Annotated in this window: 13 protein-coding genes; 3 read left to right on the plus strand and 10 right to left on the minus strand. The window is 67.8% G+C overall.

Annotation, left to right across the window (positions count from 1 at the left end; all coding sequences use genetic code 11):
• Both ACWD6R_RS31600 and ACWD6R_RS31605 read right to left on the minus strand, forming a co-directional pair.
• Window positions 1-1,667, minus strand: a 1,667-nt coding sequence (locus ACWD6R_RS31600) for a S8 family serine peptidase (RefSeq protein ID WP_451821832.1), incomplete at its 3' end; no start/stop codon positions are given.
• Between the two features lie 445 nt (window positions 1,668-2,112).
• The gene (locus ACWD6R_RS31605; protein ID WP_451821833.1) at window positions 2,113-3,141 is read right to left on the minus strand and encodes a helix-turn-helix domain-containing protein; all 1,029 of its coding nucleotides are present in this window, start codon (window positions 3,139-3,141) and stop codon (window positions 2,113-2,115) included.
• Between the two features lie 799 nt (window positions 3,142-3,940).
• Between ACWD6R_RS31605 and ACWD6R_RS31610 the strand changes: the two genes are divergently transcribed.
• Window positions 3,941-5,062 (plus strand): PP2C family protein-serine/threonine phosphatase, encoded by a 1,122-nt coding sequence (locus ACWD6R_RS31610; RefSeq protein WP_451821834.1) that lies wholly within the window; start codon window positions 3,941-3,943, stop codon window positions 5,060-5,062.
• A 220-nt stretch (window positions 5,063-5,282) separates the two neighbouring features.
• Here ACWD6R_RS31610 and ACWD6R_RS31615 read toward each other — a convergent pair whose 3' ends face one another.
• The 6 genes from ACWD6R_RS31615 to ACWD6R_RS31640 form a co-directional block, all read right to left on the minus strand.
• Window positions 5,283-5,843, minus strand: coding sequence for an RBBP9/YdeN family alpha/beta hydrolase (locus ACWD6R_RS31615; protein ID WP_451821835.1), 561 nt, complete (start codon window positions 5,841-5,843; stop codon window positions 5,283-5,285).
• The gene (locus ACWD6R_RS31620; RefSeq protein ID WP_451821836.1) at window positions 5,840-7,090 is read right to left on the minus strand and encodes an MFS transporter; all 1,251 of its coding nucleotides are present in this window, start codon (window positions 7,088-7,090) and stop codon (window positions 5,840-5,842) included. The genes ACWD6R_RS31615 and ACWD6R_RS31620 overlap by 4 nt, the downstream gene beginning before the upstream one ends.
• 111 nt (window positions 7,091-7,201) lie before the next feature.
• Complete coding sequence (locus ACWD6R_RS31625) at window positions 7,202-8,119, minus strand: TauD/TfdA dioxygenase family protein (protein WP_451821837.1); 918 nt, start codon at window positions 8,117-8,119, stop codon at window positions 7,202-7,204.
• Between the two features lie 86 nt (window positions 8,120-8,205).
• Window positions 8,206-9,177: a quinone oxidoreductase family protein gene (locus ACWD6R_RS31630; protein WP_351204913.1), complete on the minus strand. Its 972-nt coding sequence runs from the start codon at window positions 9,175-9,177 to the stop codon at window positions 8,206-8,208.
• A 105-nt stretch (window positions 9,178-9,282) separates the two neighbouring features.
• Window positions 9,283-10,341, minus strand: a complete 1,059-nt coding sequence (locus tag ACWD6R_RS31635; protein ID WP_451821838.1) for a 3-keto-5-aminohexanoate cleavage protein — start codon at window positions 10,339-10,341, stop codon at window positions 9,283-9,285.
• A gap of 375 nt (window positions 10,342-10,716) precedes the next feature.
• The gene (locus ACWD6R_RS31640) at window positions 10,717-11,739 is read right to left on the minus strand and encodes an AraC family transcriptional regulator (RefSeq protein ID WP_451821839.1); all 1,023 of its coding nucleotides are present in this window, start codon (window positions 11,737-11,739) and stop codon (window positions 10,717-10,719) included.
• A gap of 284 nt (window positions 11,740-12,023) precedes the next feature.
• On the opposite strand from ACWD6R_RS31640, the gene ACWD6R_RS31645 reads away from it, so the two are divergent.
• Together ACWD6R_RS31645 and ACWD6R_RS31650 are read left to right on the plus strand one after the other, a co-directional pair.
• The gene (locus ACWD6R_RS31645) at window positions 12,024-13,193 is read left to right on the plus strand and encodes a TauD/TfdA family dioxygenase (RefSeq protein ID WP_451821840.1); all 1,170 of its coding nucleotides are present in this window, start codon (window positions 12,024-12,026) and stop codon (window positions 13,191-13,193) included.
• Window positions 13,194-13,225: 32 nt separating this feature from the next.
• Complete coding sequence (locus tag ACWD6R_RS31650) at window positions 13,226-14,731, plus strand: long-chain-fatty-acid--CoA ligase (protein ID WP_451821841.1); 1,506 nt, start codon at window positions 13,226-13,228, stop codon at window positions 14,729-14,731.
• A gap of 114 nt (window positions 14,732-14,845) precedes the next feature.
• Here the strand turns inward: ACWD6R_RS31650 and ACWD6R_RS31655 are convergent, their stop codons facing one another.
• Window positions 14,846-15,442, minus strand: coding sequence for a hypothetical protein (locus tag ACWD6R_RS31655; RefSeq protein ID WP_451821842.1), 597 nt, complete (start codon window positions 15,440-15,442; stop codon window positions 14,846-14,848).
• Window positions 15,443-15,455: 13 nt separating this feature from the next.
• Complete coding sequence (locus ACWD6R_RS31660; RefSeq protein ID WP_451821843.1) at window positions 15,456-16,619, minus strand: ROK family glucokinase; 1,164 nt, start codon at window positions 16,617-16,619, stop codon at window positions 15,456-15,458.
• Between the last annotated feature and the right edge of the window lie 73 nt (window positions 16,620-16,692).

A 16,692-nucleotide genomic window follows, 5' to 3' on the forward strand; every position in this document is an offset into this window, starting at 1 on the left:
CACCGCACGGCGGCGGAGCTCAAGGGGGTAACGGGAAGGTCTTGCCATGACTCGATCCTTTCATGAAATCGAGCCTCTACTCGAACCGGGGCGGTGCGGTCCGAGGCGTCCTGCGGCCAGTTGTAGCTGCCGGCCTGGACAGCGGGCGCGGAGAGCACCTTCTGGTTCACCGCGCCGAACACGTCAAGCACCCCACCGCCGGTCTGGTCGGCGCCGGCAACCTTGCCGCCGGTGCGGGCCGAGGAGACCAGGGCGGCCTTGATCTGCTGCGCGGTCCAGTCCGGGTGGGCCTGGCGGACGATGGCCGCGGCGCCCGCGACATGCGGGGTCGCCATGGAGGTGCCGGACATCGTCTGGTAGGCGTAGATACCACGGCCGCCGGCGTTGGCCGCCGAGATGTCGACGCCGGGGGCGGCGATCTCGGGCTTGAGGGTGTGGGTGACGGCCACCGGGCCGCGGCTGGAGAACCACGCCGTGCTGTCATCGCGGTCGACGGCACCGACGGTCAGCACGCCGGGCACGCAGCCGGGCGAGGAGACGGTCTCGATGCCCGAACCGGCGTTGCCGGCGGCGACGACGAACAGGGTGTGGGTGTTCTGCGAGAGCTGCTTCGTGGCCTGGGCCATCGGGTCGTTGCAGTCGCCGATCGTAGGGTTGCCCAGGCTCATGGAGACGACGTCGGCCTGCTGGTCGACGGCCCACTGCATACCCGCGATGATCCAGGAGTCCAGGCCGTAGCCCTGGTCGCTGAGGACCTTGCCGATGAGCAGGGAGGTACCGGGGGCGACGCCCTTCTTGCGGCCGTCGCTGGCCGCTCCGGACCCGCCGACCGTGGAAGCGGTGTGGGTGCCGTGGCCCACCCGGTCGTCGGTGGTCTTGGAGTCCGTGAAGTTCTTGGAACCGGCGACCCGGTTCACCAGGTCCGGGTGCTCGGCGTCCACGCCCGTGTCCAGCACCGCGACCTTGGTGCGCTTGCCGTCGTAGCCGGCCGCCCAGGCCTCCGGCGCGTGCACCTGCGCGGTGGACCGGTCCAGCGTGCCCTCGACCTTGCCGTCCAGCCACAGCTTCTTCAGCGTGGAGGCAGCACGTGAGCGGGTGTTGGTGATGTCCTGCCAGAAGGCGGCGGCAGTGTCCTTGCCGGCCTTGAGCGCAACGCCGTCCACAGCCGGGAGGCTCAGGCCCCGCTCGGCCCCGCGAGGGGCCGCCGGCGCGCTGTCGGCAACGTTCACACTGTTCTGGTAAGTGGCGATAAGTGGCAGCGTGTCGGTGTGTGTGTCGTCGTATCCCTGGCGGATGAGCCCAGTGACGTTGAACAGCTGCTCGTCGACCTTGCCCTCGGCGATCGCCTGGGAGGCGTCCTCCGGGTAGACGTAAAGGTCCTTGCCCATCTGATAGGTCTGGACCATGGGCTGCGTGCCGTCCTCGCGGGGCAGCACGGCCGCCGAGCTGTGGCCCGACGTGTCCGTGGTCACCAGCACCTTGTCGCCGGTGACGAGCGTGACCGGCACCTGCTTGCCGCCCGTTGCTTTGGTACCGCTGCCGATGATGGGCCTCTTCCCCGAGGCACCGTCAGGCGGCGTATCCGCCGCCCCGGAAGGCGCGACCGCGGTGACGGCCAGGACGGCGGCGGTCGCCGCGCCCAAGGCTATACGCGTTATGGAACGCATGAATCTCCCCACTTGATACCGCGAACAAGCCGTGCTGCCTGGCAGACATGCGGATGGCATAGGGATGCCGCGCGTGACGGGTTTCCCGCGTGTCGGTTTTCCGTCACGCGGTCACATCTATTGGTTCGTCAGCTCGGTGGGGCCTCGGCCTGGCAGTTGGGGGTATGCCCCGCCGGACCGACGCTCGACGGCCTGATCGCCGGTTTCGTCATCGTGCCCGTCGCCATCGCAATGCCGTTCCTCATCCCCGAGCAGCCGAGAGCCGATTGGGACTCGGTCAGGTACCCGTCGGCGTGCGCGCGCCGCCGCGCCGGTAGACACCTCCAGCCCGGATCACGGGCACGCCGGCGGTGAAGCGGGAACCCGCCAGGAGTTGGCGGCCACCCTCGCAGGGTGACCACCAACAGAGGGAGACTCCTCGGCCCTCAGGCCGAGGAGGAGGAGGTCAAAGCCAGCCCGCACGTGCGGCGTGCCACCCCAGTTGCAGGCGCGAATCCGCTCCGGCAAGGTCCATCAGACGGCGTGTCCGTCGCTCCACGGTTCGTATGGAGAGGCCGAGTTGGGAGGCCGCCCGCCGGTCGGAGATCCCTGCCAGCAGCAGGGCGAGGACCTCCAGTTCCCCCTCGGTCGGCTGCTGATCGGCTGTCGCCTCCACGCGCACACTCGTGGTGGTGGTGTACAGCGGCCGGGCGTGCGCCCATTCCTTCTCGAAGAGATGGACCAGGGCCGTCAGCAGGCCGCTGCGGTGCACCACGATGGCGCTCGGCTCACCGCCGGAGTCCGCCATGTCCAGTGGCACCATGGCACGCTCCCGGTCCGACACGACCATCTTCAACGGCAACGAGTCGACCAGGCGAAGCTCGAGACCCGCCGTGATGGCCGCCCGCACGTCCCGCGCTACGTCGGGACCGTCGAGATAGTTCTTGGCAGCCACGACCCGGAAGTCGACTCCGCGGTCCAGCGCGGAACTCTCCGACATGTCGGCGTCTTCGCGCGGCACCGCGATGGGCGCGCCGACGAGGAAGACAAGCAACTCCTGCTGGGCGCCGCGCTGCAGTTGGTGGAACCGGTGTGCGACCTGCTCCACGCCGACGACCACCTCCACGACGCTGCCCGCAGGGTGTGCGGCGATACTGCGGTACTGCTCGGTCAGCATCGAGAACGCGGTCTCGGCCTGGCGCAGCGCGTTGCGCTGCTCGACGAGAAGCGGAGCCAGAGCCACCGAGGGCGGTGTGAGCCGGTAGCGGGCGGGCTGGCGGCCGGCCCCGCAGTCAGCCGAGTCAGGTGCCCCGCTCCCGGCCTCGGTGGCGACCGCCACCAGGCCACGTGTCGCCAGGTCGAGCAGGATGCGGGTGGTCTCGGCCTTCTCAAGTCCGGTCTGCCGGGCGAGCTCCTGCGCGGAGGCTGTCGGGCGGGCCAGCATTGCAGTGTAGATGGCCTCTTCGGCCGGTCCCAATCCCAATGCCTGCAGCATCCAGCTCCCCCCTCGGGCGGCCGCCGTGTCTGGACCTTGGCGCAACTCGGGTGGACCGAGCAGATTCTTCCCAGCCGAACCGTATCCCACTGTCAGGACGTCGCCATTGGCTGCTGCCTGTTGTACACGTCACCTGGGACGCCCGGACCGGCCTCCCGGGTGCGAGACACCTCGCAACGAGGGCTCCGCGACATGGCTGGTGCTGTGATTCGTGCCCCGCACGCTGATCTGTCGACCACGCTTGAGCGGCGTGCGCTGCCGCGGAACCGGTGGGTGCGCCCCGACAGGGACGTTCGTGACAGGAACCGTCACAGTCCTGACCGCCCCACCGGCCCGGCGTCGGCCATCGACATTCCTGAAGAGCGCTCAGACGGGAGGCGAACGTGCCCCGGATGACCCGAGTCTTCGACCTGCGGCTCCGCCACCGGGCGTGACCAGCGGATGCGCCCGGGTCATGGCGGAGACCGGTTCGGTCGTCCCGGACGGCGATCCTGGTCAGTGCCACACTTTCCTGCTCCCCGCCCCCCGACCTGCACATCTGCGTCGCACGCGCCGCGGACCGGGTCGTCGTCCCGGTCCCCGCAGGCGTTTCCCCGCCTCGCATGGGCCGCTGACCCGGATCCCGGGCCCGTCCGCACCCAGCGACATCGAACGCGACCGGGTCGAAGGAGTGCACGGGCCACGCACCCTGCACGTAGTGCTGGTCACCGCACAGGGGCCATCGTCCGGCGGGGCGCGGCTCACCCACGGCCGGGCCTGCCTAACGTACGGGGAGTACACCACCTGCCCGGGAGGTCCCGTGCCCCGTAAGCGTCCGAAGACAGTCGCGCGTCCCTTCGAGGCCATCGAACCACCGCGCAATGCCGAAGTAATGATCGGCGTGGTGTCAGTGACCTTCCTGGTGGTGCTCCTCGGTGCCCTGTCCGAGTCCCCGGTGTGGCTTCTCGGGCTCCTTGTATTCCTGCCGGGGACGGCGTCCGCGCTGTGCACCGTACGCCAGACGAAGTTCGTGTCTGCATGGACCACGCTTGTGGTCATCGTCACCGTGCTGGTCCGGCACGGTGACGGGCGGTCGTGGCTCGACAGGATCCTCATGATGCTGCTCACCCTCGCCCTGGGCGCGGCCTCCGTCTACGCCTGCCACCGTCGTATCCGCCGCGTGCACGAGATGCTGCGGCTGCGCTCCACCGCTGCAGCAATGCAGCGCCACATCCTGCGCCCTCTGCCTCTGCTCACCGACGACGTCCTGGTCGACGGCGTGTACGAGCCCGTACAGGAGGACCGGCTCATTGGCGGCGACATCTACGACGTCGTCGTCTCTCCGTGGGGAACCCGGGTTCTGATCGGCGATGTCCAGGGCAAGGGCCTGCCCGCGGTCGGCGCCGCGTTCGCCGTCATCGGCGCCTTCCGTGAGGCGGCCCACCGAGAGCCCACCCTGACCGCGCTCGTCGATGCCCTCGATGCCTCTGTCGTACGGCACAACTCCTACGCCGCACAGACCGGCGACGACGAACGGTTCGTCACAGCGCTCATCGTCAACATCGACGCGCACGACGAGGTACAAGTCATCAACTGCGGGCACATTCCATTGCAGTTGCTGCACAACGCCACCGTCATCACGCCAGTCCTCGACTCCGGCGTCCCCCTCGGTCTCGCCGAGCTCGCCGCCGAACCCGCGACCGTCGACTGGTTCACCTTCCCACCCGGCGCGACGCTGCTGCTGACCACCGATGGGCTCACCGAGACCCGCGCCGCCGACGGCACGTTCTACCCCGTCACCGAACGCCTCACCAAGCGCGTATCTCTCTCCCCCACCGACCTGCCGCACGCCCTCTACGACGACGCGCGCGCGTTCGCCGGAGAGGGCGGCCAGCACGACGACGTCGCGATCCTGTCCGTCCGACGGTCACCGTTCCGCTGAGTACATCACGGCGCGCATCACGCAATCGACCGTTACGCCCGCCACCTGCGGGACGCGCTCCCGCACGCCACGTCGCTCGCCTCCGCCGGCGACCCCGGTCTCCGAGGCCGAGCGCAACACCCGCGACATGTTCGGCGACTACATCGACGTCTACGACTTCAAGTGGGCCGCCGACGACGGTGCGACCGTCAAGGTCTTCCACGAGAGCCGCGTCGAGAACTCAGCTGAGCTCGCGGATGAACTCTTCCGCCCGAGGCCATTCGCCGTAGCCGGATGCAGGGTTGAGGTGTCCGACCGGGCCGAGATCCACGAGACGGCTCCCCCATGCCCGGGCGAGATCGGCGGCGCGACTGAAATCGGCCAGGGGGTCGTTCGTGCTCGCCGCGACGATGCTGGGGAAGGGCAGGGTTGTCCGCGGCGCAGGCAACCAGCCATTTTCGCGCAGGGCCTCCAGGGTGGGGTAGCCCTCGGGCAGCGGCGTGCCGAAGTCCGGCGGCGCCGCCAGCAGCGCGCCCTTGATCGGACGCCGGTGTCGTTGCGCCCAGTGCGCGGTGGTCATCACTCCGGCGCTGTGGGCGATCAGAACGACCGGGTCGGAGATGCCCGACAGCACCTCGTCCAGGGCTGCGACCTGGGCGTCGCAGTTCAGCCTGTCGCTTTCCAACGGCGGAACGGTACGGGCATCGGCGAGCTTGTTGGCAAGGATGGTCTGCCAGTGATCCGGCATGTGATCGCGCAGTCCGGGGACGATCACGATGGTCGGCGGTGCGGTGAGGGTCATGTCTGCGGCTCCAGGTTCCTGAGCGCCACGTCGGACAGCAGGCCCAAGCGGCGCAGATCTCTTTCGTAGTAGAGCTTGCCCAAGGCGAAGGCCACGCTGCTCAGGACCGCGACAAGCGGGATCACCTGCAGCGCGCCGCGCAGGCCCATGCGGTCCGCGAGCATGCCCGTCACCGCGGTTCCCGGGGCAATCCCCAGCAGATTGTTGGCCAGGGTGAGTGTGGCCATGGCCGTCGCCGCGACGGCGGCAGGGGTCAAATTCGCCACCATGGCGGCCGCCGGGCCGGCCGTGGCGTTGGACAGCAGGGCCCCGGCGCCGATCACTACGAGCTGCAGCGGGCCGGTCGGCAGTTGGAATCCGGTCATCAGCAGCACGAGCGACCCGAGACTGCAGATGATCGCGACGGTCCACTTCCGGGCGCCGATCCTCCGGCTGAGGCGGTCGGCGACCATCCCGCAGAGGATCATGCCCACCCCTATGATCAACGCGAAGCCCCCGGAAACCAGGCCGGCCTTCGCGGGAGGCATGTCGTAATAACGGTTGAAGAAGCTGGGCATCCAGACGAGCAGGGCCGTCGCGATGAACATCTGCAGCCCGCTGCCGATGTAGGCGCAGAGCACGGAGACCGATGAGAACAGCCGTGGCAGCAAGGTCCGGATCGGGATCTTTTCGCCGGATGTGCCGCTGTTACCCCGGTTACCTGGACCCAGCCTCTTTTCCTTGACCACCATGGCGAAGATCCCGGCAAGGACCAGTCCGAAGATCCCCATGGCACCGAACGACCAGCGCCAGCCGTGTGCTTGGGCGATGACGCCGCCGATCGACACGCCCAGCACAGATCCGAAGGCCCCTCCCGCGATGAACGCGCCGGAGAGCGTGGCCCGCAGACCGATGGGGAAGACGCTGAGGACCACCGCGATGCCGACGCTCCCGTAGGCCGCCTCGCCGACACCGACTATGAACCGGCCCAGGAACATCTGGCCGTAGCTCGCCGACACCGCGCAGCCCAGCGTCGCCAGGCTCCACACCGTCGCGGCGATGACCAGGCTCTTGACCCTGCCCCAGCGGTCCGCCACGAGCGACAGGGGGAAGGTGAGCACACCCACCATCAAGGCCACGATGCCGCTGAGCGAACCCAACTGGCCATCGGAGAGCAACCACTCCGCCTTCAGCAGAGGAAAGATCGCATTGAGGACCTGCCTGGACATGTAGTCGGACAGCAGGAGCCCAAAACTCAGCGCGAACACCAGCCAGGCGTACCTACGAGATACGGTTGGCATGGCGTGAGACGTGCCCGGCACGGCCGTGCCGGCAGTGTGAAGTCTCATTGGCGTCACCTTTGCGTCTCTGGTCAGGGCTCAGAACGGCCTGTCACCGGTGATTCCCGCGCGCTCCATCTTGCGGACGGCCGGCCAGTAGTCCTGGACGGCGTAGTGCTGTGTGGAGCGGTTGTCCCAGATGGCGAAGCTGTTCTTCTGCCAGCGCCAGCGCACCTGGTACTCGGGGACGGCCGCCTGGCTGATCAGGTAGTTCAGGAGATTGCTCGCCCCGGGCGCGTAGTCCTGGCCGAAACGCACGTTCTCGGGCGTGTGGTAATTGACGAAGTGTGTCGCGAAGCTGTTGACGAAGAGGATCTCCTCGCCGGTCTCCGGGTGGGTGCGCACCACCGGGTGTTCGGCGTCCGGGTACTGCGCCTTCAACTGGTGGCGCCGCTCCGTCGGCATGACGGCGCCGAAGGTCGCCTCGATGCTGTGCCGCGCCCGCAGTCCTGCGATCTGTGTCTTGATGTGCTCCGGCAGCCTGCGGTAGGCCTCGGCCATGTTGACCCAGACCGTGTCTCCGCCGACCTCAGGCGTTTCCACGCAGCGCAGCACGGCCCCCATGGGCGGGCACTCGCGCCAGGTCCCGTCGCAGTGGAGCGCGTTCTCGTAGTGCTCGGGCTTGCTGTCCAGGTCCTTGTAAATGCGGACCAGCCCCGGGTGGTCCGGATCGCTGCCGACCACAGGGTGGTCCTCCAGCGGGCCGAAGCGCGAGGCGATGGCGACGTGCTCGGCGCGCGTGATGTCCTGGTCCCGCAGGAAAAGGACCTTGTACTTCAGCAGCAGCTGCTTGATCTCGGCGAACAGGTCGTCGTCGCGCGAGGCGTCGCCGAGGTTCGCTCCGAAGACCTCGGCGCCGATGGTGCAGGTCAGCGGCTCAACCTTGATCGATGTGCGGAGGACGCCCGGGCGCACCAGGGCGGGCGTGGCTTCCCTCGGGTGGACTGTCTGGGGCATGTGCTCACTCCTGGGGTGATGTGCGAGGCACGGGGTGTTCGAAGGTGCCGGGCACGGCGTGTTCGAAGGTGCGTGGCACGGAGTGTTCAGAGGACGAAGACGGAGGATCCCGTGGTCCGTCCCGCTTCCAGATCGCGGTGTGCCTGTACCGCGTCCTGGAGGGAGTAGCGCTGATTGATCTGGATCTTGATACGTCCGGACGCGACATGCCCGAACAGCTCGCCCGCCAGGGCGTCCCGCTCGGCGGCTTCGGCGATGTAGTCGGCCAGCGCGGGCCGGGTCACGAACAGCGAGCCGTGGATGGCGAGCTGCATGGCGTCGAGGGGCGGCACACCGGAGGCCGTGCCGAAGCACACCAGCAGACCGCGGCGCTGCAGCGAGGCCATGGATCCGGCGACGGTGTCCTTGCCGATGCTGTCGAAGACGACGGGAACTCCGGCGCCTGCAGTCAGCTCTCGCACCCGCTCGGCCACGTCTTCGCGCCGGTAGTAGATGATGTGTTCGCAGCCGTGTGCGCGGGCGATCTCGGCCTTCTCCTCGCTGGAGACTGTGCCGATCACGGTGATTCCGAGCAGCTTGGCCCACTGGGAGAAGATCAGGCCCACGCCGCCCGCCGCCGCGTGGAGCAATACGGTGTCGCCGGACTTCAGCGGGTGGATCCGGCGCAGCAGATAGGCCGAGGTGAGGCCCCGCATGGTCATCGCAGCGGCGGTCTCGCAGCTGATCTCCTCCGGCAGCTTGATCAGCGAATCCGCGGGCATGACCCGCTCCGTGCTGTAGGCCCCCAGCGGGCTGCCGGTGTAGGTCACCCGATCGCCCTCTGCGACATGGGTGACGGCTTCGCCCACGGCCTCGATCACACCTGAGGCCTCCACACCGAGCCCCGCAGGCAGCGGAGCCGGGTACAGACCGGAGCGGAAATAGGTGTCGGCGAAGTTGAGTCCGACGGCGACGTGCCGGATCCGTACTTCGCCCGGGCCCGGGTCGCCGACGGTGACCTTCTCCCACCGCATGACGTCGGGGCCGCCGGTCTCATGGAAGCGAATGGCGTGTGCCACAAGTTGCTCCGTTTGCTCGTGTGTGGGTACGGCGGTCGCGGGCCGACCCGGCTCAGCTGGGACGGATGCAGGATCGGCCCCGAGACCGCCGCTGGTGCGGGTAGGTCAGCTCTTGACGTCGCGCAGCATGAAGCCGCGCCGGCCGGGGCGGCGGTTGGGCACCATGCCGAGCTGGGCCAGGGTCTCGTCGGCGTCCGAGTACCATTCGCCGATCTTGTAGATCTTCTTCGCTTCCTGCCCGGTGGCGATCTCACGGCCGAGCGCGTTGGCGACCTGAACCATCTGCTCGACCTGCTTCACGGAGGACATCCGCTCGCCCTTGCGCCGCCACAGGTTGTCCTCGTTGCCCACCCGCACGTGCGTGCCCAGGGCGATGCCGATCGCGTTCATCGGCGCCACCGCGCGCATGGAGGCCTCGATGGTGAGCACGGCGCCGTCCGGGACGCGGCGGATGAACTCGATCAGGTCGGCCGGATGCCGACCGGCGAAACCTCCGCCGATGGCGACGTAGTTGAGCACCAACGGCCCGTTGTAGATGCCCTTGCGGATAAGCCGCTCCACGGTCTCCAGCTGTGCCATGTTGGCGAGTTGGAAGTGCGGCTGGATGCCCTTGGCACGGAGCCGCGTGAGGTGCTCGAGGTAGAAGTCCGGCCCGGCCTCGACGACCATGTCGCGGTAGGCCTTGTACATGGCCGGCTTCGCGATGGAGGTGCCCTCGATGTCCTCGTCGTCGAAGAGCTCGACGATGTTCATCTGGTTGGTGCCGATCGCGATCGTCACCTGGTCCGGCCGGGGGTTGATCTCGGCCAGCATGTGGCGAGTGTCGTAGCTCAGCCACTTGGCATCGGAGCCCTCGTCCTCGGGTGCGAAGGAGATCGACCCACCGATCTGGAGGACCATGTCCGGCACGGCTTCGCGCAGCCGGGCCATCAGCTCGTTGAACATGGACATGCGCTTGGAGCCGTGACCGTCCAGCTCGCGCACGTGAATGTGCAGCACCGTGGCGCCGGCGTTGTAACAGTCGACCGCCGCCTGCACGTGTTCATCCATGGTGAGCGGAAGGTCGTCGGCGTCACCGGGCAGCCACTCCGGCCCGTAGGGGGCCGCCTGGATCACCAACTTCTCCTGGTTCTCCGGATACAGGGAGTCGTCGAGGAAGTGCACGGTCCATCTCCTTTGTCGGACGGGTCTTCACTCGCCGCGCGCATCACTGCCCGCAATGCGAGGTCTGAAGGGCTTGGCGAGGGGCGGAGTGAGCTCGCAGACCTGGTTCCCAGGCCCGCTGGGCGGCTCAGATACGATCAGCGAGTCCGGAGGGAGCACGCGGCTGCAGCAGGGTTCCTGCTGGTCCTTGTGGGGCCCGTCGGTGTCCCCTGCGGTAATGCAACGTTAAGGGCCGGTTACGCGCCATGCTTGCCCCTGGGTGACAACTGACTTATCACTTGGGGACAGGCTTGGCCCCTGTCGGCGTCGCCCCAGCCCAGGCAGGCCCAGGGCGAGGCGGCGGATCGCTTCGACCTCCGGTTCTTGGACCGGTGATCACTCCTCGTCGGAGTGCTGCAGCCTGGCCCTCCCGGTGCGCCACTCCCTCGGGCTGCTGCCGAACTGCTCACGGAACCAGCGTGAGAAGCCGCTCGGTCCGGAGAATCCCAGCAGCCCGGAGATCTCCGTCAACGAGCGGCGCGGGTTCGCCACGAGCTGCTCCGCGAGCTCGGTACGCGTGGCGTTGAGGAGGGAGGAGAACGTCTCGCCCGAACCCGCCAGGTACCGGTGGACGGTCCTCCGGTCGACGCCGAGGCTGGATGCGACCTGCTCGATGGAACAGCGCCCGCTCGGCAGCAGGACTTCGATCAACTCGCGCACACGGTCCAGTACGGTCGTGTCCCTCGAGACTGCGATGGAATCGAAATACTGCCGCGCGTAGTTCCGGAGCAGCGGGTCCGACATCGTATTGGGAGTGTCGAGGTCGCTTGTGTAGAAAACGATCCCGGTGAATTCCCGGTCGAATTCAACTACCGGACCGAAGATGTGCCGGTGGGTACCGATATCTTTGGGAGCGCTGTGCGTGAAACACACGGCGACCGACTGCCACCGAGCGCCGAGGAAAGTGCGGAGAACTCCATGGAAGGCGCCCACGGCCAGCTCTGTGGCCTGCCGGGCTTCCATTGCCTCACCCAATTCCAGTCCCACCTTGAGGGTGGTCAGGCCGTTTGCCTCGGAGACTCGGCTACGGAGCATTTCGTTGTACATGTAGTTATGTCGCATAAGTAGCCCGAGTGCGCTGCGGACATCGGGCTCCTCGCGGATGACCAAGCTGATGGGGCCGAGATTGGCGAAGCGGCGGCGCTCAGCGAGGAGCAGTCCGAAGTCCTCGCGGTGCGAGGCCACCGCAGAGAGTTCAAGCAGCTGAGTCACGGCCGCGCCAGAGATCCATCTGTCCTGGACCGCGAGACCTACGGGGTCCAGACCCACGCTCTTCATCAGCGCTCGCGGGTCGATGCCGAGGGACTGGCTGAGCTCGACGTAGCTGTTCAGCGCCGCATTGCGGACCAGTGGCTTCAAGGGCGTACTCCAAGGCTCTGTCCCCAAATGGTAAGTAAGATGTCACGTCAAGTAAAGCGATGCGTCAGGCCGTGACCTAGCGTTGCACCACTGCGATGGAGCTCGCCTCCTGGATTCGGCGTCCCGGCTGATCTGAAATCCTGCGGAGAACACCATGACAAACACTCCAACCGTTGACCAGCCCCCTGAAAAAGTGGCACGGAATCCTATGCAGATCAATGCCCCCTGGCGGAATGGCCTGGTTCACATCCACGGGATTCTTCCGGGTGGAAAGGAGAAGGGTCGTGCACGCAATTTCCGGTCCACCGGTCAGGGAAAAGCCGCACGCGATATGGACCGGACGGATGCACGACCCGAGTGAGGCCACCATGACGAGCGTGATCAACCTGCTGCGCCAGCCCTGCGCAGGGCCGGCCGTGTGGAAGGGCCCGGACCTGGCGAACTCCTCCGAGTGGGTCCTGCGACTCTCGCCGGCGCAGACCGACGAACTCCAGGCGGCACTGCAGGCGGTGCGTAAGCGCGGTGTTCCGCTCCTGAAGGTGAGCGCCCGCGACTTTCCGCTGCCGACCCTGGCCGGCGAGCTGGCACAACTCGCCGACGTATTGGAGAACGGACGGGGCTTCGTACTCGTCAAAGGCATTCCGGTCGAGCAGTACAGCCAGGCGGCGGCGAGCACCATTTTCTGGGGACTGGGCCAGCACCTGGGCGTCCCGGTGTCGCAGAACGCTGCGGGCCACATGCTCGGTCACGCCCGGGACACCGGCGGCACCATGGCCGACTCCGCGACGCGCGGCTATCAGACAAGAGCGAGGCTGCCGTTCCACACCGACGGCTCCGATGTCCTCGGGCTGCTGTGTCTGCGAGCGGCTCGCACCGGCGCACGCACCGCCGTCGTCAGCTCGGCGGCGGTCTACAACGCCGTGCTGGCACAGCGGCCGAAGCTGGTCGAGCGCCTGTACCGCACACATTTCCTCGACCGTCGGGAGGAGCAACCACCCGGTGAACCCCCGTACTCCGCGGTTCCGTTGGCGTCCTGGTACGGAGGGAAGCTCAGCATGCGATACAACCGCTGCTACCTCGAGTCCGCACAGCGCTTTTCTGACGTTCCCCGCTTGGAGCCGGCGGACATGGAGCTGTTCGACCTCATCGACGAACTGGCTGAGTCCCGGGAATTCCGACTTGATGTCGACTTCGAGGTCGGCGACCTGCTGCTGCTCAGCAACCACGCGGTTCTTCATTCCCGCACGGAGTACGAGGACTTCGCAGAGCCCGAGCTGAAGCGCCACGTGCTGCGGCTGTGGCTGGCCCTGCGGCAGGGACGCGACCTGCCGCCGGACTTCTGGGGGGATCTGCACAGCGCCGGCAACCGCCCCGGCCGCGGCGGGATCACCCCCCGCGACGTGATCGCGACGCAGAACGCGGCGGGCCTCTGCGGCTCCCGCAGCCAATGGTGACCGCCACCAGCTCCGATCGAAGGGGAAGCCGAATGAACAACCTCGCCTCACTCCTGGCGGAATCCGCCTGGGCCGATGGCGGCCGCATCGCCATTCGCCAGGACGAGATCGTCCTCACCTATGCCCAACTGAACGATGCAAGCGCCCGGGTCGCCACCCTGTTGCAGGCCAAGGGCATCCGGCCGGGCGATCGCGTGGCGTTGGTCATGCCCAACGTCACCTACTTCCCCATCACGTACTACGGCATCCTCCGCGCAGGCGCCGTAGTGGTACCGATGAACCCACTGTTGAAAGCCCGTGAAATAGAATTCACCCTCCGGGATTCCGGATCCCGCATCGTGGTGACGTCCCCGCTGTTCGCGGGCGAGGCCAAGACGGCCGCCGCAGAGGTCGGGGCTGAATGCCTGGTCACGGACCCAGCGGCATTCGACATCCTGGTGCAGGCCACCGAACCGATGCCCGAGATCGTCGACCGGGCAGAGGACGACACCGCCGTGATCCTCTACACCTCGGGCACAACAGGGACCCCGAAGGGCGCCGAACTGACCCACCGCAACCTGATGACCAACGCGGTCACCACGGTCGAGACGCTGCTCCACGTCGGGCCGGACGACGTACTGTTCGGCGGCCTGCCACTGTTCCACGCGTTCGGGCAGACCTGCGCCCTCAACACAGCTGTCGCTGCGGGCGCCACCCTGAGCCTGCTGCCACGATTCGAGGCGACGAAGGCGCTGGAGATCATTCACCGGGATGGGGCCACCGTCTTTCTGGGCGTCCCCACGATGTATACAGCGCTGCTCCAGGCCGGAATCCCCGACGGCCATGACCTCTCACGGCTGCACCTGGCCGTTTCCGGCGGCGCTTCCTTGCCGGTCGAAGTACTCCACGGCTTCGAGCGGGAATTCGGTGTCACCGTGCTGGAGGGCTACGGACTCTCGGAGACTTCCCCGGTCGCCTCATTCAACCCTCCGGACCGGCCACGCAAGGCCGGCTCGATCGGGCTGCCCATCCGCGGGGTCGAACTCAGGCTCGTCGCGGACGATGGCACCACGGTCGGCCCGGGCGAAGTCGGTGAGATCGCGATCCGCGGCGAGAACATCATGAAGGGCTACTGGAACCGTCCCGGTGCGACCACGGAAGCCATCCGGGACGGGTGGTTCCACAGCGGTGATCTCGCCCGAGTCGACGAAGATGGCTACTACTTCATCGTCGACCGGAAGAAGGACCTCATTATCCGCGGCGGATACAACGTCTACCCGCGCGAGATCGAGGAGGTGCTCTACGAACACCCTGCCGTCGCCGAGGCGGCAGTGGTCGGCGTGCCACACCAGGTGCACGGGGAGGAGGTAGCCGCCGTAGTAACACTCCGGGATGGTGCACGGACCACGGCCGATCAGCTACGCGACTACGTCAAAGAGCGGGTGGCTGCCTACAAATACCCACGGATCGTCACGTTCACCAACGGACTCCCCAAGGGGGCCACGGGCAAGATCCTCAAGCGTGAAATCGTCCTCCAGCACCAGGCGTTCGAGGGCTGAACCGATCTGGTTCCGTGTCGGACCCGAAGCCGGGCCGACGTGGGCAGGGACGATAGCCCGCCGCGCGCAGAAGCCCCGGCATCGCCGGCGGGGCTTCGTCGTGCAGGCCTCCGGTCAGGGGGTGGCCGCAGACACGACATATACGACAGGGGATGCCGGATCGGTCATGTCGACGGTGATGTTCTGGGTGGGACGCGGGTCCTTGTTGGTGTGCGTGGTGCCCGCCCAGTCGGCGCCGGGGCCGAAGTACCAGCCGGCGATCTCGGTGTCGCGGGCACCGACGGTGACCTCGCCGTCCTTCAGGGCGGCGCGACCGCTGCCGAGACGGCTCAGGAACCGGTCGAGCCCGGCGGACGACGTGCGGAACTGCACGTACATCCGGCTGGCCTTCCAGTTGTTGGTCTCGTAGTACTGGACGTCCAGGGCGTTGCCGGGGATCGGCAGTTCGAAGATCCTGCGCTGCATCCGGGACGGCCAGCCCTCGCGCATCCCCTGCGCGGCGGCCTCGGCCTCCTTGTCCTGACCGGAGCGGCGGCTCTGCCCTGCGGAGATCAGCAGATAGCCGGCCGGGACGCCGATCAGCAGCACGATGATGGTCGCCGTGATCAGGCGCCGCCGGATCATCCGGCGCCGGTCCTGCGGGGGCCTGCCGCCGTCCTCGCCGGGCGGCGAGGACTGGCGCGGCACAACGGGGTGCTCGACTGTGGTCATGTTCTGGAAATCCCTAGGAGGTGCGGGTGTTGCGCGTGGAGCGGATGGTGTTCGCAGCCTGGTCGTAGATCTGCGCATACCGCTCGTACCGCTCGACGCGACGGCGGTTGGTGCGGCGGAACCTCCGCGCGACCAGCCGGGCCAGGTCGGCGGCGCCGACCATACCTGCCTCCGGGCCGAGCTGCGCCTTGACGATCCGGGCCTCGGGGCGGTAGCCGCGGCCGGTGAGGTGGCGCTTGAAGGCGTCCCTGGCGGGGCCGATCAGCAGATCGTCCGCGGCGCTCACACCGCCGCCGATGACGAAGCAGGAGGGGTCGAGCGCGGCAGCCAGATTGGCAATGCCGACGCCGAGCCACTGACCGATGTCCTGGAGGAGCTCGATGCACATCGCATCGCCCTCGCGGGCCAGTTCGGTGATGAGCGGCCCGGTGATCTCGGGGATGTTCCCCTTGACGCGCTCGATGATGCCGTGGGCGACCGGGGAGTCCGCGGCGGCCAGCTCCCGGGCCTCGCGGACCAGGGCGTTACCGGAGCTGTACTGCTCCCAGCAGCCGCGGTTCCCGCAGGGGCAGCGGTGCCCGCCGGGCACCACCTGCATGTGGCCGAACTCACCGGCGACGCCGTACTTGCCACGCTTGACCTGACCGTCCTCCAGGATCGCGCCGCCGATGCCGGTGCCGAGCGTGATCATGACCAGATGGTCCTCGCCGCGCCCGGCGCCGAAGCGCCACTCCGCCCAGGCGGCGGTGTTCGCGTCGTTGTCGACCATGACGGGGACGACGAGGCGGGAGGCGAGGGCGTCCCTGAGGGGTTCGTCGCGCCAGGCGAGGTGCGGGGCGAACAGCACCTTGGAGCGGTCCGCGTCGACCCATCCCGCCGCGCCGATGCCGACGGCGTGCACATCGTGCCGGTCGGAGAGATCGAGGACCAGCTCGACGATGGTGTCCTCGACGACCTTGGGACTCTTGGACTTGTCGGGCGTCTCGGTGCGCAGCTGCTCAAGGATTTTGCCGTCGGCGTCGACGACGCCGGCCATCACCTTCGTACCCCCGATGTCGATGCCGACGGTGGGCACCCGGGGCGCGGTGAGGTGCGAGCGCCTCTCACGGGTGCCGACGGTCCGCAGGACGGTGGCGCGGGCGGAGCCGCGGTGTGTGAAGTCGCGGTACGTGCTCATCGTCCCTGCGGGGGTCTGGGGGGCCGGGTGGTGGTGCTCCCGGCGACGGACGGCGCCCGTCAGCCTCGATTCT

This window comes from Streptomyces sp. NPDC005151 (assembly GCF_053599875.1).

Bases quoted from the DNA above. Each gene is read 5' to 3' on its own strand.
- ACWD6R_RS31660 (WP_451821843.1), bottom strand. From the start codon at position 16,619: ATGAGCACGTACCGCGACTTCACACACCGCGGCTCCGCCCGCGCCACC.
- ACWD6R_RS31625 (WP_451821837.1), bottom strand. From the start codon at position 8,119: ATGCCCCAGACAGTCCACCCGAGGGAAGCCACGCCCGCCCTGGTGCGC.
- ACWD6R_RS31605 (WP_451821833.1), bottom strand. From the start codon at position 3,141: ATGCTGCAGGCATTGGGATTGGGACCGGCCGAAGAGGCCATCTACACT.
- ACWD6R_RS31650 (WP_451821841.1), top strand. From the start codon at position 13,226: ATGAACAACCTCGCCTCACTCCTGGCGGAATCCGCCTGGGCCGATGGC.
- ACWD6R_RS31655 (WP_451821842.1), bottom strand. From the start codon at position 15,442: ATGACCACAGTCGAGCACCCCGTTGTGCCGCGCCAGTCCTCGCCGCCC.
- ACWD6R_RS31615 (WP_451821835.1), bottom strand. From the start codon at position 5,843: ATGACCCTCACCGCACCGCCGACCATCGTGATCGTCCCCGGACTGCGC.